Raw genomic sequence first — 20,254 nt, 5'->3', positions numbered from 1 at the left:
AAATCACTTACCAATGGACCCCAGATCGCATCAGCAGTCTGGGGTTTTATTTTAATGGCTGCATCAACCGAATGTCAGGTCAGCTTGGGTGCGCAAAATACCCATTCGCTAAGGCCTTGGAAATCTCGCCTCCAGTTTGTACTTTGGATACAAAATGCACTGCCCGAGATGAACACAATGCCAAGCACCCGCGCGATCCCACGGCAAAGCCTGCCAGATGTCATTACCAATGACTTGCGCGAGCGAATCCTCAGCGGCGAGATGGCCGAGGGTGAGACCATCCGCCAAGAAGCGCTGGCCGAGGACTATGATGTCTCGCGCATGCCGATCCGCGAGGCACTCAAGCGGTTGGATGCCGAAGGGCTGGTACAATTGACCAACAATCGCGGCGCTGCCGTGACCACGCACTCGCTGGACGAAATCGCCGAGATATTCGACCTACGCGTGTTGCTCGAAGTTGACCTGTTCCGCCGCGCGATCCCACTTATGACCGAAGCCGATTTCGCCATATGCGAAAGGTTGCTGGATGAGATGGAGAAATCCTACGAAGCCTACGATGTCGGGCGCTGGGGCGGTCTGAACTATGAGTATCATAAGGCGCTTTATGCAGCGGCAGGGCGCGGGCTTACCAATGACATTCTGCAACGGGTCAATGTGCAATCGGATCGCTATGTCCGTATGCATCTAAGCGTCATGGAACAGCGCGAACCCGCCAAGCGTGATCATGGCGAGTTGCTGGCCCTTGCCCGCGCGCGCGATGTGGAAGCTGGGTGCGATCTGCTAACCCGGCACATCCAACGCACCAAAGACCAGTTGCTGGCCATGGTCACGGCAACGCGAAACCCCGAAGACTAGGGTCAGTCCAGCGGATGCAAACAGGCCACGCGATGGGCTTCGCCCGACAGCTCGGGCGGGGCTGCGCGGCATTCATCTGTTGCGAGCCAACATCTTTGCGCAAAAGCGCAGCCTTTGGGGATGTTCATGGGTGAGGGCAACTCGCCCTCCAGCTTGATCCGTTCCTTGCGCGCCTCAGGGTCCGCGCGCGGCGTGGTCGATAACAGCGCCTTAGAATAGGGATGACGGGGGGCGGCGAACAGTTGGCCTTTCGTGGCGTGCTCGACCGCGCGGCCCAGATACATAACGATCACATCATCGGCGAAGTGTTTAACTACCGACAGGTCATGCGAGATGAACAGATAGGCAAGGTTCAGGCGCTCTTGCAATTCGACCAGAAGGTTCAGGATTTGCGACTGTATCGACACGTCCAAGGCCGAGACCGGCTCGTCCAGCACCAGCACTTTGGGGTTCAGCATCAGCGCGCGTGCAATTGCGATCCGCTGACGTTGACCGCCCGAGAACATGTGCGGATAGCGGTCATAGTGTTCCGACCGCAGCCCGACCAGATCAATCATCTCGCGCGCCCGTGCTTCGCGGTCGGCGGCAGACATGTCAGGGCGGTTGATGATCAGCGGCTCCTGCAGAATTTGCCCAATCCGCTGGCGTGGGTTCAATGAGCCATAGGGGTCTTGAAACACGATCTGCACCGTATCGCGCATCTGCGCCCATTTCGACGGGGTGATATCGACCCCGTCAATGGACAACGTGCCCGAGGTCGGCTCTTCGATCATTGTGACGACGCGCGCTAGCGTGGACTTACCGCAGCCCGACTCGCCGACAATCGCCAGTGTCTTGCCCGGTTGCATCGCGAAATCGACGCCGGACAAGGCCTTGACCGTGGCCGATTTAGACAACAGCCCGCCCTTGACCTCATAGTGTCGCGCCAGCGCGTTTGCCTGAACGATAGGAGCTGTCATGCCATTTCTCCGGCTGCAATTCTTTCGACATGGTGACACCGCGCCTTGCCGAACAAATCGCTATGCGGTGTGGGCGGGATGGCCTGACAGGTGACATCGGCGAACTGACAGCGTGGGCTGAACAGACAGCCTTTGGGGCGGTCGAACTGCCCCGGCACCACACCCGGAATCGTCGGCAACATTTTAGAGGTCGCCCGTTCCGGCAGCGCGCTGAGCAGCGCCGAGGTATAGGGGTGGCGCGGGGTGCGGAACAGGTCTTTGACCGGTTGTTCCTCGACCTTCTGACCGGCATATTGTACCTGCACCCGTTCGGCGGTTTCGGCCACAACGCCCATATCGTGGGTGATCAAAACCAGACCCATCCCCTGTTCATCGCGCAGCCGCACCAGCAGATCGAGAATTTGCGCCTGAATGGTGACGTCCAGCGCTGTTGTCGGCTCATCAGCGATCAGCAGCTTGGGGTTGCAGGCAATCGCCATGGCGATCATGACCCGCTGGTTCATCCCCCCTGACATCTGGTGCGGAAAAGTGTTCAACCGGCTTTCCGGCGCGGGAATGCCGACCTGATCAAACAACTCGATCGCACGTTGGTGGCGGTCTTTGCGGTTCAGGCCCAGATGGATGCGCAGCGCTTCTTTGATCTGGAAGCCCACGGTGAAACAGGGGTTGAGCGACGACATCGGCTCCTGAAAGATCATGGCGATGTCCTTGCCGATGATCTTACGCCGGTCGCGGGCCGAAATTTTGGTCAGGTCTATGCCCTCGAAACTCAGCTGGTCGGCAGTGATCGTAGCGGTCCACGGCAACAGGCCCATCAACGCCAGCATCGACACGGATTTGCCCGAGCCGCTTTCGCCGACGATGGCCATCAGTTCGCCCCTATCGACGGTCAAGTCCACCCCGTCCACGGCGCGGAATTTGCCCGAGGCGGTGGCGAATTCGACAGTGAGGTTTCGGATATCCAACAAACTCATATCGTCAGCTCCGCTTCAGTTTCGGGTCCAGTGCGTCGCGCAGGCCGTCGCCCATCAGGTTGATCGCCAGCACCGTGACCAGAATGGCAAGGCCGGGGAAGGTGACGACCCACCAAGCGCGCAGAATGAACTCACGCGCCTCGGCCAGCATGGTGCCCCATTCCGGCGTGGGTGGCTGCGCGCCCATCCCCAGAAATCCAAGCGCGGCGGCGTCCAGAATGGCGGTCGAGAAGGACAGCGCCGCCTGCACGATGATCGGGGCCAGACAGTTGGGCAGCACAGTCTTGAACATCAGCCGCGCCTTGCCCGCGCCCGCCACACGGGCCGAGGTCACATAGTCTTTCTGTCGCTCAGACAGAACCGAGGCTCGGGTCAGGCGCACGTAATGCGGCTGAAAAACGATGGCGATAGCGATCATCGCATTGGTCAGCGACGGCCCAAGAATAGCCACCAGCACCAGCGCCAACAGCAGCGAGGGGAAGGACAGGATGATATCCATCACCCGCATGATCAGCGTATCGACCCATTTCGGCGCAAAGCCGGACAAAAGCCCGATGATCACGCCGCCCGTCACGGCCACACAGACAACAACGATGCCCACAAAGAAGGAATAGCGTGATCCCATGATCAGCCGCGACAGCATATCCCGCCCCAACGGATCGGTGCCCAGCGGAAAGGCCCAGCTGCCGCCCTCTTGCCACGCGGGGGGTTGCAGGATGTGGTCGCGGAACTGCTCTGTCGGGTCGTAGGGCGCCAGCAAAGGCGCAAAGGCCGCGCAGATTACGAAGACCATGAACACATACAACCCGATCACCGCGCCGCGGTTTTCGCTGAAATAGAACCAGAATTCGCGCAGGGCGCTTGGGCGGTCCTCGGTCTTGGGGGTGGTTGCGGAAAGCTCGGCCATCACCGCCTCCGGATTTTGGGATTGATGATGCCGTAAAGGACATCGACCAGCAGGTTCACCAGCATCACGATCACAGCGATCATCAGCAGCCCGCCCTGCACCACCGGGTAGTCGCGGCGGAAAATACTGTCGACCATCCACTTGCCGATTCCCGGCCAGCTAAAGATTGTCTCGGTCAGGATCGCACCGGCCAGCAGCGTGCCGACCGACAGGCCGATCACTGTTATCACCGGGATCAGAGCGTTGCGCAGCGCATGCAGCCCGTTGATCCGCGTGGGTGAAAGGCCCTTGGCGCGGGCGGTGCGAATGTAATCCTCGCCCAAAACTTCCAACATGGCCGAGCGAGTCTGGCGCGCGATCACCGCCAGCGGGATGGTGCCCAGTACGATGGTCGGCAGGATCAAGTGACGCACGGCTGACGTAAACGCCCCCTCCTGCCCTGATAGCAGGCTGTCGATCAGCATGAACCCGGTCACGCTGGGGAAGTAATACAGCAGGTCGATCCGCCCCGATACCGGCGTCCAACCCAGATTGCCCGAGAACACGATGATCAGCAGCAGGGCCCACCAGAAGATCGGCATCGAATAGCCAACCAAAGCCGAGGACATCAACGCGCGGTCAAAGAACCTGCCTCGGTTCACGGCTGCAATCACACCCGCAGGTAAGCCCAGAGCCACCGCAAAGATCATTGCGCAGATCGACAGTTCCAGCGTGGCTGGGAACAGGGCAAAGAACTCATCCCAGACCGGTTTCTTAGTGACAAAGCTTTCGCCCAAGTCGCCATGCATAACGCCGACCAGATAGTCCCAGTATTGCTGCAGCACCGGTTTGTCAAAGCCCAGCTTGACCACCATCTCTTGATAGCGTTCTTCAGTCATACCGCGTTCTCCGGCCATGACGATGATGGGATCGCCGGGCAGCACCCGGATGAACATGAAGGAAATCAGCGTCACGCCCAGAAATGTCGGAACGAACATTCCAAGGCGCGAAAGGAAGTAGCCAAACATCAGCGACCTATGATTGTGAGATCTTTGGGAAAGCGGGTCAGTGACCGGCAGCCATCCTGCGTCACCAGAACATCATCTTCGATTCGAACACCAAAATTTCCGAGGTCATAAAGCCCCGGCTCATTGGTCCAGACCATGCCGGGAAGGATGTCCTGATGATTTCCACGCATGATATAGGGCGCTTCATGCACATCGCGGCCCAACCCGTGCCCGGTTTTGGTGCGTATACGGTCAGCATAAGGCGATGCCTCAAGCACGCGGGTGACGGCATCGTCGATGTCATGCGCCGTAGCACCGGGGCGGCAGGCGTTGAACCCTTCGAGGTTAGCACGCAGGACGGTGTCGTAGACATCCCTGCCCTCGTCTGAAACTTCGGCCACAAAGAAAGTGCGGGTGATATCGGCGGCAAAGCCGTGTTTGCGCGCGCCAAAATCGAACAACAACGCGTCGCCGGGTTTGATCTGATAGTCCGCACGCGCCTTGCCATGCGGTTGGGCCGAATTGTCACCAGCCGCCACAATCGGCGCGAACGCCAATGAGGCCGCACCCTCGGCGAACAGTGCCTGAATCAGCGCCTGTTCGATCTGTTTTTCCGTCTGTCCGACGCGCACATCGGCTATCACACGCTCCAGCGCGCGTTCCGAGATATCAATTGCCGCTTGCAGTGCCGCGATATCGTCATCGGTCTTTATGATCCGCAAGCCCGAGATTTCGCGTTCGGCATCCACAATGCGCAGATCGGGCAGCGCGTTGGTGAAAGCCTTCGACACAAAGACCCGCATCACTTGCCCTTCGACGGCCAGCGATGTCAGCGGCATGTGCGCGGCCAAGCCGGCAAAAGCGCTGTCATAGCCCGCCTGGTCCATCCAATCGAACACGGCACCGTCAAAGCCGACCAGCGCCCAGGTGCCAAGCTCCAGATTGGGGACAATCGCGGCGGGACTACCTTGGGCCGGGATAACGACCACAAAGGGTCGCTCGTGGCTCATGAAGGGTTTCCCCAACGCGCGGGTGAAATTGGGACCGGGCACGAGGGCCACGGCATCGACTGACATGTCCGTTGCCAGTTGACGGTACTCGGACAAATCCGGCATGAGGGCCGACCTCCAAAAAAGAAAACCGGAGCCGCCACGCGGGCGGCTCCGATCCGTGAGTGATAATTTATTCGACGCTGACGCCGTAGAAGATGTGGCCGCCCAGCGGGTGGACCTTGTAGCCCTGCACTTCGTTGCGCATCGGCATGTAAACGACCGAGTGTGCGATGGTGGCCCATGGGGCTTGCTCTTTGAAGATGACCTGCGCCTCTTCATACAGCTTGGTGCGCTCGGCCTGATCGGTGGTCTGCTTGGCCTTCAGGATCAGATCTTCGAAAGGCTCGTGGCACCATTGTGCACGGTTCGAGGCTTCGCGGCCGTCACAGCCCAGCAGCACGGCCAGGAAGTTATCTGGATCGCCATTGTCACCGGTCCAACCCAGCAGAACAGCACCGTCGCGGTTCAGTTCTTTAGAGCGTGACAGGTACTCGCCCCATTCATAGGAGACGATCTCGACATCCACACCGACCTTGGCGAAATCTGCCTGGATCAGCTCGGCCATGCGGCGGGCGTTCGGGTTATAGGGGCGTTGAACCGGCATCGCCCAGACTTTCATCGACAGATCGCTGACGCCTTCGGCTTCCAGCATCGCCTTGGCCGCTTCGGGATCATAGGCATCGTCGGTGATGGCCTCGTTGTAACCCCACATGGTCGGCGGAATCGGGTTCTTGGCCGCTTGCCCCGAGCCCTGGAACACCACATCGATGATCGCCTGCTTGTCGATCGCCATGTTCAGCGCTTTGCGCACCTTCGGGTTGTCGAACGGCTCCATCGTGGTGTTGTAAGCCAGATAACCCACGTTCAGGCCTTCTTGCTCCATCATGTTGATGTCCGCGTCATCCTGCATCGCCTGAATGTCGGCGGGGTTCGGATAAGGCATGATGTGGCATTCACCCGCCTTCAGCTTTTGATAACGGACCGACGCATCAGGCGTAATCGCAAAGATCAGATTGCTCACATCCGCCGGTGCTTTCCAGTAATCAGCGTTCTGCGCATAGCGGATCACGGCGTCTTTCTGATAGGCCACGAATGAGAACGGGCCGGTGCCGATAGGCGCGGTGTTCAGCTTTTCAGGTGTGCCCGCTTCCATCATCGCATCGGCATATTCAGCCGACAGGATCGAGGCAAAATCCATCGCCATGTTTGCGACAAAAGGCGCCTCGGGTTTGGACAGCGTGAATTTCACCGTGTAGTCGTCGATCTTTTCTATGGACTCGACCAGATCGGGCATACCCATGCCCTGGAAATATTCCCACGTACCGCCAGACACCTGATTATATGGGTGGCCTTCATCCTTCTGGCGCATGAACGAGAAGATCACGTCATCGGCGTTAAAGTCGCGGGTTGGGGTGAATTCGTCATTCGAGTGGAATTTGACGCCCTGACGCAGCTTGAACGTATATTCCAGACCGTCATCGCTGGCCTCGACGCTTTCGGCCAAGCCTGGGATCACATTGGTGGTGCCGGTCTCAAATTCCAGCAAGCGGTTGTAGATCGGGTGCGAGGACGCATCAAAGGTGGTGCCAGCGGTGAACAGCGCCGGGTCAAAACCTTCGGGCGAGCCTTCCGAGCAATAGACCAACGTATTTGCCTGTGCCGCAGCGCTGGACAACGCAATCGCTGCGGTTGCGGCCAAAAACTTAAGTTTCATGAGTTTCTCCCAAAAATGTCGTTCGTTTGGTTTTCGCTTAGTGCTTTTTTGTCAGAACACTCTTTGGCAACGCTTGCCGCCGCGAAATCACTGCTCAATGTATCCAAAATACAAAATCCATTGTCAACAAAGTTAACGAGTCCGCGAGCGCGTGCATACGCAAAGACAGCCATCCGGCGTGGAACGGCCCGGTTCTGTTCCTAGCTTTGAGGGGAATCAATCGCGCCGACTTTGATACAGCGCAAGTTTTCGGTTTTCCGCGATCACGTCTGGAATGTTGGGGCTACACCGACCGGAGGCTGTTCCAGAACGAACGCCCCGATCCGATCCAAAAGCGGCCGTCTTGGACAGCCCGGACGGGTCGCCGCGCCCAGATCACGCAGGTTGCCCGGTGCGTCGAAGGGGATAAAGCACAAAGGCCAGCGGTCGCGTTTGAATTGCTCGGCTGCCAAGGCCGACACGATTGTGCAATCATCGGAATGACAAATATGCCGACAGATCGTCTCGAACCGCAGGGCGGTCAGATCGAACCGTTTGCTGGCGCGATTTACCGGGTCGATCTTGGGCAGCCTGTTTTCCAGCTCATAGCCGAAACTATGCGGCAGGCGGATGAAATCGTGACGCGGCACGTCTTCGGGGGCAATTGATGGAAGGGTGCAAAGCGGATGCCCCTCGCGCACCGCAAGAAACAACGGCTCGGACCAGATCGAGGTGAACTCCAGCGTCTCGGTGTTGTTGACCTTGGCGACCAGTGCAAGATCCAATGTGTGATCTTCTACCATGCGCAACATGTTATGCGGCAGATCCTCGATCATCGTCACGCGCATGTTCGGGAACAGGGCGCTGAACAGGTCCGAGAAATACTGCGTCAGATAAGGGGCCAGCGTCGGCGTCATCCCTATAGTGTAGGGAACCGCCTCGGGGTCGCGGAACTGAGTCGCCGTATCGCGGATCTTTTGCGCATCGTTCAGAACACGTTCGGCAATGCGCAGAACTTGTAGACCACAGGCTGTCGGACGCACTTCGTTATTGAGGCGCAGAAACAGTTCAGCTCCCAACTCTTGCTCAAGTTTCTTGACCTGATTGGACAATGCGGGTTGCGAGACATTGCAGGCCGCGGCGGCCTGACTGAACTGGCCATGTTTGGCGATGGCCAAGACATATTCCAAATCTCTGAAATTCATTTTCGCAAACTATAAAAACCGAGTCGCACCCCTGCGGGCCGACCAATTCTTACCCCAATGCTACCCCTCGTGTATGAAAACACGATCACGTCTGGTCACATAAGTGTCAACTGTCGCAACCGAATAGTTTACCGAAGTGATCTGATTTCGGCTAAGTCATTGTTTTTACGCCAAGCGACGCTCAAAATCTTCACGAATAACGTGAGTATTTGCGTTGGTTATACCCCCAATTCGAAGGATGAATTTTAGCTGACCGGCACGGCTGGCTACCCCTTTGATACGCGGAACGCCCATCGCAGCGAGCGATCTGCAAAACGAAACAATTTTTGACGGAGTATCCAATGCTGTCCCAACTTCTGAGCAGCCTTCGCGCACGTCTCTTGACGACGTCCACGCTGGCGCAAGAGACCTCTCGTGATGGTCAGACTCTAATTAACAACTTCGCGCAAAGCACCGTGGTTGATGACACCCCGGCTTTTGTACTGGCAAACGACTTTTCGCGTCTGCTGAACTTTGGTGAAATCATCACCAACAACGCAGTTGCCGCTGTTCAAGCCCAAGGCCAGGACGTCGACATCTTCAACTTCGCCACCGGCCGTATCGAAGCCAACAACGGCCCTGACGCGCTGGCAACCGGTGTTCAGGTCACAGGCAGCGCCTCAATCCGCAATTTTGGCGAGATCGTGGGCGAATTCAACGGCGTACAATTTGCTGGCGCCGAAAGCTCGGGCAGCCTTGACAACTTTGCAGGCGGCGTGATCAGCTCGGACAGCCGGGCTGTGGACATTCAGGGCCAGGGAATCGACGTTCGCAACTTTGGTGACATCATCGGCACCGGCGATCAGCGCAACGGCACCATCTACACCAACTCGACCGCCGAGGACGTCTCGATCTCGAACTTCACGGGCGGCACCGTTGACGCAGGTGAAGGCAACCAGGGCGCAGGTGTATCGCTGCAGGTGGGTGACGAGGTCGGCGATCGTGTCGAAACCGACATCTTCAACGGCTTTGGCGCAACCATTCAGGGTCGCGGTCAGGCAGCATCGAACACATCGCTGGCCGGCGACGGCATCCGCGTCGACAACGGCGCCGAGGGCACCATCCTAGAAACCGAAATCGTCAACAGCGGCCTGATTACGTCGGAAAGCACCCAAGGCACTGCCGGTGGTATCCGCATCGCCGACGGCGCCAACACCGAAGGCGAAATCCTGAACACCTCGACCGGGGTGATCGAAGGTGCCGCGAACGGTCTGTATATCGGCCAGGGTGAACATGATCTTGACGTTCTGAACTTTGGCACCATCCAATCCGACAGCCGCGCCGTAAACATCGACGGCACAGGCGTTAACTTGATCAACGGTGGCGACATTCTGGGCACCGACGATCAGCGCAACGGCACTGTCTATGCCGATGGCACCGCCGATGATTTCTCGGTCAACAACCTCGTAACCGGGACCATCGACGCGGGCGAGCACAACCAAGGCTCGGGCTTTGGTGTTGAAATCGGTGACGCACCAGACGGCGTGACCTCGTTCACGCTGGACAACGCCGGTACGATCCAGGGCCGCGGCAACGCCGCAGCGGGCACAAACGCAGCCGGTGACGGCGTGCGGATCGGCAACGTCGGCAACATCGGCACCACCGATGCGGTCATCAACAACACCGGCACCATCGACTCGGAAGGCGCAAACGGTACCGTTGCTGGCGTACGCTTCGTAAACGGCGTTTCGTTCCAGGGTGAGTTCAACAACTCGGGCGATATCTCGGGCGTGCAGAACGGTGTCTATTTCGGCAACCCGGTCAACGGTGAGGGCGCAGATCACACCAGTGGTGTGTTCAACAACCTGGAAGGCGGGACCATCTCGTCCGACAGCCGCGCGTTCAACATTGATGGCATCGGTCTGGAAGTGAACAACGCCGGTGACATCCTTGGCACCGACAATCAGCGCAACGGAACAGTCTATGCCGATGGCACCGCGCAGGACTTTACCTTCAACAACCTCTCGACCGGTGTGGTCGATGCGGGCGAAGGCAATGAAGGTTCGGGCTTTGGCGCTGAGATTGCAGGCGAGAACAGCTTTGAGCTGAACAACGAAGGCACCATCCAGGGTCGCGGCAACGCGGCGGCAGGCACCAACGGCGCCGGAGACGGCATCCGTATTGGCAATGTCGGCAACACGGGCACGTTCTCGGGCACCATCACCAACTCGGGCACCGTTGCATCCGAAGGTGCAAACGGCACCGTCGGTGCGTTCCGTGCGGTGAACAACGTCAACTTCCAAGGTCAGCTGATCAACGAAGAAGGCGGTCTGTTCGAAGGCGGCCAGAACGGTGTGTACTTTGGCGCCGGTGATCACACAGGCGGCTCGTTCGTCAACCGCGGCACTGTGACATCGGACAGCCGTGCGGTGAACATCGACGGGATCGGTCTGGATGTTGTCAACGAAGGCGAAATCCTTGGCACTGGCGATCAGCGCAACGGCACCGTCTATGCCGATGGCACTGCTGACAACTACAGCTTCACCAACTCGGGTCTGGTCGATGCAGGCGAAGGGAATAACGGTTCCGCCGTTTCGTTGCAAACCGGCGACGAGTCGGGGGACATCGTGTCCGCTGCAGTCATCAACGAAGGTACGCTGCAAGGTCGTGGAGATGCGCTGGAAGGCAACCAGGTCGGTGACGGTCTGCGCCTGTTCACCAGCCAGGACGACGCCTCTTTCGCGGGTGTTGTGGTCAACGAAGGCCTGATCGCCGGTTCCGAGGACTCGGACGCCGCAGCAGGTATCCGCGTTGATGGCGGCCTGAACCTGGTTGGCGCGATCCTGAACGAAGGCGAAATCCGCGGCACGGTCAATGCGATCGACGCATCGGATGCAGGCTTCGTGACCATCGTCAACGACGACGAAGGCGTGATCAACGGCAACGTTCTGCTGAGCGACGGCGACGACATCTTTGTCGACCTGGGCACCACCAACGGTGATATCTCGGGCGGCGCAGGAGATGACGTTCTGATCGCAGGCGACGCAGACAACGTCATCACCGGCGGTCTTGGCAATGACTTCATCGACGGTGGCGAAGGCATCGACACAGCCGATTTCTCGGATCTGGATGTCGCGGTCGAAGTCAGCCTGGATGCAAACGGCAATGGCACTGCCACACGTGACACAGGCTTTAACGTCACCGTCACCGACGCGGTTGTTGCAGCACCGGATCAGTTCGGATCGTCCATCACCAACGGCGCCGAGTTCGTGGAGCAGGCAGTCCAGGGCAACCTGTACTACAACATCCACACATCGGACTTCCCGGCTGGTGAAATTCGCGGGCAACTGCTGGTTGACAGCGACGTGACCGAGAATGGCATCCGTACTGTCACGCTGAGCGGCGGTCTGGACGCCTCGCAGGAGCCTGGTCCTACATCCGACAGCGAAGCGACCGGTCAGGCGACCCTCGTCGTCACTCAAAACCTGGAAACCGGTGAAGTCACCTATTCCAGCGAGTTGAGCGTGACGGGCCTGAACGAAGCTGATCTGTTGACGCCGATCCCGGGTGTTGTCTCGGCTGTGCACTTGCACAATGCACCTGCTGGTCAGAACGGCCCGGTCGTGCAGGACACGCTGGTAGATGCTGGTGCAACGCTGGATACCGAAGCCACTGGTGGCACAGGTGTCATCGGCGAGGACGTCATCGACAACCAGATCGAAGTGGACATCCTGCGCTCGATCGAGCGGGTTGTCGGCTCGGATGACAGCGACACGATCGACGTCTCCAGCTTTGACGGTGTAACCGTTGATCTGGACCTCAGCGGTCCTTCGCCGAACCCTGCTGGCAGCGGTGATGAAGGTCCGCAGGACGGTGCCATCATCCAGAATGGCCAGATCGTCGCCGAAGTTGATGACTTCGAAAACGTTGTAGGCTCGGACGGGGATGACCTGATCCTTGGCAACAACGAGTTCAACATCCTCGACGGTGGTGCCGGCAATGACGCGATCCATTCCTTCGGAGGTGCCGACGTGATCATCGGTGGCGAAGGGATCGACACCGCGCTGTTCACTGCAGGGCCGGGCGTTGTTCTGGATCTGGATGAAGAAGGCAACGGCGTTGCACAGGTCAATGCACCCGATGGTGCAATCCTGGATCAGGTGTTTGGGTTCGAAAACATCAACGGCTCGAACAACGCTGGCAGCCCGAATGGTGGCGACGACATCCTGTCGGGCAACTCGGGGTCCAACACCCTGAACGGTCAGGCCGGTGACGATGTGCTGAACGGTGAGGGTGGCGATGACATCCTGATCGGTGGCGCAGGCAACGACACCTTCGTCTTCGAAGGCAACTTCGGCAATGACGTCATTCAGGACTTCGAAGTCGGTCTGGACCAGCTCCAGTTCGGCGAATTCGGACCCGACTTCGACGGCAGTGTCAGCGTTGCACAAGATGGCGACGACGCGGTCATCACCTTCGGCAGTGAAGGGTCCGTCCGCCTCGCCGGTGTCAACAGCACCGACCTGAGCGACGACGACTTTGTCGCGTAACTGACCAACTGCGGGGCGGCCTTGGGTCGCCCCGTTCTTCAAACCGGAAAGGGTCAAAGAAATGTTCAAGCAAGCCAATCCCGTCAAAATTGCCTGGGGGTCACTGCGCAAGGGTTTTGTTGCGGTCGCCTTCTTCAGCCTGTTTCTGAACCTGCTTATGCTGGCCGGGCCGCTTTACATGCTACAGGTCTATGACCGTGTTCTGACCAGCCAGAACGTCGACACACTGATCGCTCTGTCCGTTCTTCTGGTTGGTGTTTTCATTGTAATCGCCTGCCTTGACCTGATGCGGATGCGCATCCTGGGCCGTCTGGCCGCCCGGTTCGAGCTGACCGTGGGTGCCCCCGTCCTCAGCGCTGCGATGCGCCGCCGGGTGCAGGGCGAAAGCGACGCCGGCGAGCATCTGGTCGAGGATGTCAACGGCTTCCGCGAGTTCATCTCGGGCACGACCCTGATCGCCTTTTTCGACGCCCCTTGGATCCCGATCTATTTGATGGTGCTGTATGTTCTGCACCCACTGCTGGGCCTGCTGGGTCTGGTCGGCGCGCTGACCTTGACCATCATGGCATTGATCAACAACTCGCGCGCCCGCGGCCCAATGGAGCAAGCCTCGCAGGCGCGTGGACGTTCTGACGCGCTGTTCAACACCAGCGACAAGAACGCCGAACTTGTGCATGCGCTGGGAATGAAGTCAGACCTGATGCGCCGTTGGACCGCCTTGCAAGCCGATGCGCACCAGTACAAGACGCGCGCCTCGGACCGTGTGGCCAGCTTCTCGGTACTGTCCAAAACAATCCGTATGGGCCTGCAATCAGCCATACTGGGTCTGGGTGCCGCACTGGCCATCACCGGGGAATCCACCGCCGGTGTGATGATCGCTGCAACCATCGTTCTGGCCCGCGCTTTGTCGCCTATCGACCAGTTGATCGGCCAGTGGCGCACCTTCCTGGCCGCGCGCGGTTCCTATGCCAAGATCAAGAAACTGACCGAGGATTATGCGGAAGCGCCGACCAATCTGAACCTGCCACGCGCATTCAAATCTCTGGACGTCAAAATCGCGCAGGCTGGTCCGCCGCGTGCGATGAACGCCACGGTCCGCGGTATCGATTTCAGCCTGCAACCGGGTGACGTGCTGGCTGTGATCGGACATAGCGGATCAGGGAAGACCACGCTGGGCAAGATGCTGGCCGGGATCTGGTTCCCGCAGCGCGGCGAGGTTCTGCTGGATGGAAGCCCTTTATCGAAATGGAACAACGAAGACCTCGGCAAACAGATCGGCTATCTGCCGCAGGATGTCGAGCTGTTCGACGGAACGATCCGCGAAAACATCGGCCGCTTCTCGATCGCCATCGACGACGCCGAAGTTCTGCGTGCCGCCCGCGAGGCCGGTGTGCACGAGCTGATAAGCTCGCTGCCCGACGGCTATGAAACGCGCATCGGCAAGGGCTTTTTCCTGTCGGGTGGTCAACGCCAGCGTCTGGCCCTGGCCCGCGCGCTCTATGGTGATCCGTTCGTTCTGGTTCTGGACGAACCGAACTCGGACTTGGATGCCGAAGGCGAACAGGCTCTGCGTGACGCTATTCTGGCCGCGCAAGCCCGCCGAGCGATCTCGATCGTGATGACGCACCGTCCGGCCACCCTGCAAGCGGCCAACAAGGTCATGGTGCTGCGCGACGGTAACCAGACCCAATTCGGCGACAAAGACGACGTGCTGAAGGTTAACCGGCGCAACGTTCTTGATACCCCCAATCAACCCGGCGCTGCGACCCCGTCGCCACGCCCTGCAAATGAAATTCAGATCAGCGGAGCAGCCCAATGACAAACTTGGTTCCCCACTCCCAATCCTACGGTGCAGTTGCCTTTCACGAGGCGCAGCTGAAGGAAATCAACGACACCACATCAAATATCGGACGCTATATCCTGTTCGGCGTCTTCACCCTGATGGCCTTTGTCGGCGGCAGCGCCTATTGGGCCCTGGCCTCGAAACTGGACGGCGCAGTAGTTGCCCCTGCCTCGTTCGTGGTCGAAGGCGACCGCAAAACGGTCGAGCATCTGGATGGCGGCATCATTCACGCAATCCTCGTCACGGATGGCGAGTTTGTGCAGGCCGGGCAACCCCTCGTGCGGCTCGACAGCACCGAGATCGACGTGGATCTTAGCGTGCAGGGCAGCCAGTTGGGCGAGCTTTCAGTACGCCGCGCCCGTCTGCTGGCACAGATGAGCGGCCAAGGTCACTTCGACGAAGCTGCCGCATTTGCGGGTTTTCAGGAAGGCATGGAGCGCCTGCATTGGGTCTCGCCCTATCTGACGCAGAAACAACTCTTCGATGCCGAGGCCCGCGCCCGCAACACCGAAGCCCAAATCAACGCGCAGCGCGTGTCGGGTCTGCGTGCCCAGATCGCGGGTTTGAATGAGCAACGCCAAAGCACTCAAAACCAGATCGATATCACCAAAGGTGAGCTGACCAACCTGGAATCTTTGTTGGCCAAAGGTCTGGTTGCCATCACTCGCGTCAGCGCCCGCCGGATCGAGTTGGAGCGTCTTAATGGTGTCGATGCCTCGCTGCGCACGCAAATCGCGCAAGCCGAAAACCAGGTGCAGGAACTGGAATTGTCGCTGATCAGCCAGCAAAAACTGCGTGATGAGGTCATCGCCGGAGAACTGGCCGTAGTCGAAGCCCAGCTTGATCTGGTCCGTCCGCAATTTGCAGGAACGCTGGCCCGTCTGAACCGCACGCAGGTTCTGGCCCCGACCAGCGGCCGTGTGGTGAACCTGGCGGTATCAACGACCGGTGGTGTGATCCGACCCGGTGAGCCGATCATGGACATCGTGCCCGCCGATCAGGCCCTGATCGTCGAAGCTCGCGTCAAGACCGGTGACATCGACAAGCTGCATATCGGGCAAACCACGCGTATCCGCCTGTCCGCTTTCGCGCAGGCCGATGTCCCCGAAGCCAATGGTCAGATCTTCGACATTTCAGCCGACGCGCTGGAAGACGACCGCACAGGCGAGGCTTACTACAAAGCCCGCGTCAAATTGGACGCCGATCAGCCGCAGGCGATCGCGGCACTGGATCTGGTGCCGGGAATGCCCGCCGATCTGTTTGTGAATACCGGCGAACGGGCAGTCTTTACCTACCTGTCGCAACCTATCAGCGACCGGTTGGCCAAAACGTTTATCGAGTGACCTGGGTACCCCCGCGCCTATTTTTTAGGCGCGGGTTGTTCTTTTGGCGCATTTATCACCGCTATTCATTTACTTCGCTGGGGCATGGTTTTCTAATTTCACGATATGAAACTCTGCACGACCCCTCCCCGGCCATGACGCGCGCGCCTGATTTATTGGTTTTTTCCGATCTCGACGGGACGCTGCTGGATCATCACGACTATAGCTGGGCAGCCGCCAAACCCGGGCTTCAGCGCCTGTCTTATCTGAAGGCCGGTCTGGTCTTGGCCAGCAGCAAAACCGCGGCTGAAATTCTGCCTCTGCAACAGGAACTCGGGCTTGTCGGGATGCCCGCCATCGTTGAAAACGGCTCGGGCGTTCTATGGCCGGACCAGCCCAATAGCGGCGAAACCTGTTATGCCAAGCTGCGCGCAAGTCTCGCAGAACTGCCCAAGGGATTTGAAGGCTTCGGGGATATGTCCGATAGCGAGATCGCCAATTTGACGGGCCTCGACCCCCAGCAGGCGTCGCTTGCCCGACAGCGTCGGTTTAGCGAGCCGGGCCTGTGGACTGGCTCCACTTCAGGCCTTGAAGCATTCCTTGCTGCCGCGCAGGAACACGGATTGCACGCGCGTCAGGGTGGGCGATTTCTGACCTTGTCGTTTGGCTCGACCAAAGCGGACGCGATGCGCGAGGTTATCAGCCACTTTACCCCTCGTCTGACAATCGCTTTGGGGGATGCTCCGAATGACCGTGAGATGCTGGAGCTGGCCGATCACGGCGTGGTCGTGCACAACCCCCACAGCGTTGGGATATCGCAGTTTCCGTCCGATACCGAAGCCCGCATTCTCAGAACAAAACAGGCAGGTCCACAAGGGTGGTCGGACGCGATTTTGGCGCTGACCCGGGATCTTTGACAAAACGAGGCGCACGACATGGCCGATTTTCACCAGAACGGAAACATTACCACTCTGCACAACCTGCGCAGCAGACCCGCTGGCCAGTTGGCCCATGAAATCTCGGTCTTTGCCGAGACGCGCAAGATCACTCTGATCCTGCCCTGCCTCTATTCAGAGTTGGCAGGTCCCGCATTGACCGGGATTTTGCACGAACTGGCGCAAGTGCCCTATCTGCACCGCGTCATTATTGGGTTGGATCAAGCGGATGAGACGCAATATCGCCACGCGCGGGCGTTCTTTGCCGATCTGCCGCAAAACCATGCCGTCATCTGGAATGACAGCCCCCGCCTGACTGCGTTGCAGGCGCATCTGCAAGAACTGGGACTGGCGCCGCAAGAGCCGGGCAAGGGCAAGAATGTTTGGTCCTGCATAGGGTATCTGCTGGCTTGCGCCGACAGTTCGGTGATGGCGATCCATGATTGCGATATCGTGACCTATGATCGCCAAATGCTGGATCGTCTGGTCTATCCGGTGGTGAACCCAACCTTTCCGTTCCAGATGGCCAAGGGCTTTTACCCGCGCATCGGGAACGGAAAGCTGAACGGCCGCGTCACTCGCCTGCTGGTTAGCCCGCTGCTGATCGCGCTTAAAAAGGTGATCGGGGATCGCGACTACCTCGATTACCTGCGCAGTTTCCGCTATCCGCTGTCGGGCGAGTTCGCCATCCGCACCCCCACCCTGCCCGACCTGCGCATTCCATCCGATTGGGGGCTAGAGATCGGCGTATTGTCTGAAGCATGGCGTAATCTGGCCCCGAAATCCGTCTGTCAGGTCGAGATTGCCGACAATTACGACCACAAACATCAAGACCTTTCGCCCGAGGACGCAAATCGCGGCCTGTCGCGTATGTCCACCGATATCTGCAAGGCGATCTTCCGCAAACTGGCCGCCGATGGCACCGTGTTTACGCCCAATACGTTCCGCACGCTCAAGGCGACCTACTATCGCTCGGCGCTGGATCTGCTCGAGGGTTACTATACCGATGCCAAGATGAACGGGCTGGAACTGGACCGCCACAAGGAAGAGAAGTCCATCGAGCTGTTCGCCGAAAACATCATTCGCGCCGGGCAGGTGTTTCTGGACAACCCGCATGAGACGCCGTTCATCCCTACATGGAACCGAGTGCATTCGGCCGACCCCGAGTTTCTGCTGCGTCTCAAGGCCGCCGTATCCGACGATCTGGACGAATTCAGCCCGCGTTCGTGATCCAGCGGCACTGATACGGAGCCAGAACAATATCCGGGCCGTTGGTGGCTAGGATTTCGCCGGTCAATGCGTCGGTCCAGACCTCTTCGGCGATCATATTGATCTCGGCGGGGCTGAAATGGACCAATTCAGCCGAGACATTGTGCAGCGCAAAGATCGACTGGCTTCGATCCAGACTCTGCCGCCAGATGCCAAAGACGCGATCATCCAGCCGCAGGGTAAACTGCGTGGCGTTGGGGTGAAAGGCCGGTTGCTGCGACCGCAGGCGCAGACGTTTGGACAGCTCTGACAAAACCAGCGCTTGATTTGATCCCGGATCGGCCAGACGTGCCAACAGATCGGGATAGTGCCAGCGGTGCCGGTTGATCGCCCGGTTCATGCCGCGCCGTTCGACGGCCTCGTGATCATTGGGCGTGGCCAGAAGGGAATGGATGAAAAAGGCTGGTATCCCCTCCAAAGACATTACGATGGTCTGCGAACAGATGAACCGTGCCAGATGATATTGATCGGGGCCGTGGAACGTCTCGGACATGGCATCGAAATACCCGCAGTTAAGCTCATAGGGTTCCTCGCGCCCGTCGGGCAGCGCGCGCATCGAAACCAATCCGCCGATCCGGCGCACCGTGTCGATCATTCGGTCCTTTTCCTCGGGCGGCAAAACGCCCTCGGCGGGGCGCATCCCGATGCCGTCATGGCTGGCGGTGAAATTCAGATAGGCGCAGCCCAGCTGCGCGGGTGGCATCGCGGCCTGCCATTCACGCAGATATTGCGCCGTACCTGATTGCATCGCATGCAGGATCAAAGGCGGCAGAGGGAAGTTATAAACCGCGTGCGCCTCGTTCCGGTTGCCGAAATAGCTGAGGTTTTCAGTCCGCGGCACGTTGGTTTCCGTAAGCAGAACCAGCGTTTCGGTGGCATAGTCGCACAACAACCGCAACAATTGCACGATAGCGTGCGTTTGCGGCAGGTGGATGCAATTCGTTCCGATCTCTTTCCACACGAACGCCACCGCATCCAGGCGCAGAATACGCACGCCCTTGTCGATGTGCAGGCGGATGATCCGCAGCATCTCGATCAGAACCTCGGGGTTCGAGAAATCCAGATCGACCTGATCGTGGCTGAAAGTGCACCAAACGTATTTCTCGCCCTCGCTGGTATCGACTTGCCGCAACAACGGCGTGGTGCGAGGACGGACAACCGCAGACAGATCATCCTCGGGTGAAGCTTCGAAAAAGAACCGGTTATGTGGCGGTTTACCCTGCAGATAATTTGTGAACCACATACCCTGACTTGAGACATGGTTCAGCACAAGATCGGACATCAGGTGGAAATCACTGGCAATCCGAGTGATGTCCGGCCAACCTCCCAGCTGCGTACTGACGCTGTAATAATCCGATACGGCGAACCCATCATCGGAGGTGAATGGAAAGAACGGCAGGATATGAACGCCGTTGACCACCCCGTTCAGGTGACGGATCAGAAAATCATGCAGCAGATCAAGCGGCTTGTGCACTTGATCTTCGATCGAATTGCCGTACGTGATCAGAACGCTGTCTTTCTCGGACCAAAGACCATTGCCCGGCTTGCGTCCTTGTTTGCGACGATGTGTGCCGGTTGGCCAGAACGCCTCGGACACGCGCTTCGCAATGTCCGGCACGTCCTTGTCAGGGTAGATCTGCGCGACAAGCTCAGCCAGCCGGCGCGAGAAACTGGAATTCACACTGGTCAAAAGTTCCGGGCCTTTGGTTTCATACACCCGATGGT

General features: G+C 58.8%; 14 protein-coding genes. 6 read left to right on the top strand and 8 right to left on the bottom strand.

The window, feature by feature from the left end:
• Positions 1-177 precede the first annotated feature (177 nt).
• Positions 178-855 carry a GntR family transcriptional regulator gene (locus ACR3E7_RS21965; protein ID WP_170773079.1) on the top strand — a complete coding sequence of 226 codons (678 nt, stop codon included), beginning with the start codon at positions 178-180 and terminating at the stop codon, positions 853-855.
• A 2-nt stretch (positions 856-857) separates the two neighbouring features.
• On the opposite strand, the gene ACR3E7_RS21960 is transcribed toward ACR3E7_RS21965, so the two are convergent.
• From ACR3E7_RS21960 to ACR3E7_RS21930, 7 genes are all read right to left on the bottom strand, one after another.
• Positions 858-1,814, bottom strand: coding sequence for an ABC transporter ATP-binding protein (locus tag ACR3E7_RS21960; protein WP_480505904.1), 957 nt, complete (start codon positions 1,812-1,814; stop codon positions 858-860).
• Positions 1,811-2,788: an ABC transporter ATP-binding protein gene (locus ACR3E7_RS21955; RefSeq protein WP_170789826.1), complete on the bottom strand. Its 978-nt coding sequence runs from the start codon at positions 2,786-2,788 to the stop codon at positions 1,811-1,813. The genes ACR3E7_RS21960 and ACR3E7_RS21955 overlap by 4 nt, the downstream gene beginning before the upstream one ends.
• A 4-nt stretch (positions 2,789-2,792) precedes the next feature.
• Positions 2,793-3,695 carry an ABC transporter permease subunit gene (locus ACR3E7_RS21950; protein WP_480505902.1) on the bottom strand — a complete coding sequence of 301 codons (903 nt, stop codon included), beginning with the start codon at positions 3,693-3,695 and terminating at the stop codon, positions 2,793-2,795.
• Positions 3,695-4,702, bottom strand: coding sequence for an ABC transporter permease subunit (locus ACR3E7_RS21945; protein WP_170789827.1), 1,008 nt, complete (start codon positions 4,700-4,702; stop codon positions 3,695-3,697). The genes ACR3E7_RS21950 and ACR3E7_RS21945 overlap by 1 nt, the downstream gene beginning before the upstream one ends.
• A complete protein-coding gene (locus ACR3E7_RS21940; protein WP_480505900.1) occupies positions 4,702-5,796 on the bottom strand; it encodes a M24 family metallopeptidase in 1,095 nt (364 codons plus the stop codon). The genes ACR3E7_RS21945 and ACR3E7_RS21940 overlap by 1 nt, the downstream gene beginning before the upstream one ends.
• 67 nt (positions 5,797-5,863) lie before the next feature.
• Positions 5,864-7,447 carry an ABC transporter substrate-binding protein gene (locus ACR3E7_RS21935; protein ID WP_170773089.1) on the bottom strand — a complete coding sequence of 528 codons (1,584 nt, stop codon included), beginning with the start codon at positions 7,445-7,447 and terminating at the stop codon, positions 5,864-5,866.
• A 263-nt stretch (positions 7,448-7,710) separates the two neighbouring features.
• A complete protein-coding gene (locus tag ACR3E7_RS21930) occupies positions 7,711-8,631 on the bottom strand; it encodes a LysR family transcriptional regulator (protein WP_480505898.1) in 921 nt (306 codons plus the stop codon).
• Between the two features lie 341 nt (positions 8,632-8,972).
• Between ACR3E7_RS21930 and ACR3E7_RS21925 the strand changes: the two genes are divergently transcribed.
• The 5 genes from ACR3E7_RS21925 (at position 8,973) to ACR3E7_RS21905 (ending at position 18,490) form a co-directional block, all read left to right on the top strand.
• The gene (locus tag ACR3E7_RS21925; protein ID WP_480505896.1) at positions 8,973-13,160 is read left to right on the top strand and encodes a beta strand repeat-containing protein; all 4,188 of its coding nucleotides are present in this window, start codon (positions 8,973-8,975) and stop codon (positions 13,158-13,160) included.
• A 61-nt stretch (positions 13,161-13,221) separates the two neighbouring features.
• Positions 13,222-14,979, top strand: coding sequence for a type I secretion system permease/ATPase (locus tag ACR3E7_RS21920; RefSeq protein WP_480505894.1), 1,758 nt, complete (start codon positions 13,222-13,224; stop codon positions 14,977-14,979).
• Positions 14,976-16,346: an HlyD family type I secretion periplasmic adaptor subunit gene (locus tag ACR3E7_RS21915; RefSeq protein ID WP_480505892.1), complete on the top strand. Its 1,371-nt coding sequence runs from the start codon at positions 14,976-14,978 to the stop codon at positions 16,344-16,346. Before ACR3E7_RS21920 ends, ACR3E7_RS21915 begins: the two co-directional genes overlap by 4 nt.
• Before the next feature lie 134 nt (positions 16,347-16,480).
• Complete coding sequence (locus ACR3E7_RS21910) at positions 16,481-17,242, top strand: HAD-IIB family hydrolase (RefSeq protein WP_480505890.1); 762 nt, start codon at positions 16,481-16,483, stop codon at positions 17,240-17,242.
• Positions 17,243-17,260: 18 nt separating this feature from the next.
• Complete coding sequence (locus tag ACR3E7_RS21905) at positions 17,261-18,490, top strand: glycosyltransferase family protein (protein ID WP_480505888.1); 1,230 nt, start codon at positions 17,261-17,263, stop codon at positions 18,488-18,490.
• Here the strand turns inward: ACR3E7_RS21905 and ACR3E7_RS21900 are convergent.
• Complete coding sequence (locus tag ACR3E7_RS21900) at positions 18,474-20,246, bottom strand: sugar phosphorylase (protein WP_480505886.1); 1,773 nt, start codon at positions 20,244-20,246, stop codon at positions 18,474-18,476. The two genes, ACR3E7_RS21905 and ACR3E7_RS21900, sit on opposite strands and share 17 nt — an antisense overlap.
• Between the last annotated feature and the right edge of the window lie 8 nt (positions 20,247-20,254).

Source organism: Ruegeria sp. BK1 (assembly GCF_056535645.1).
Note: the sequence above shows the minus strand (reverse complement) of the source record. Positions and strands in the feature narration are given on the sequence as shown.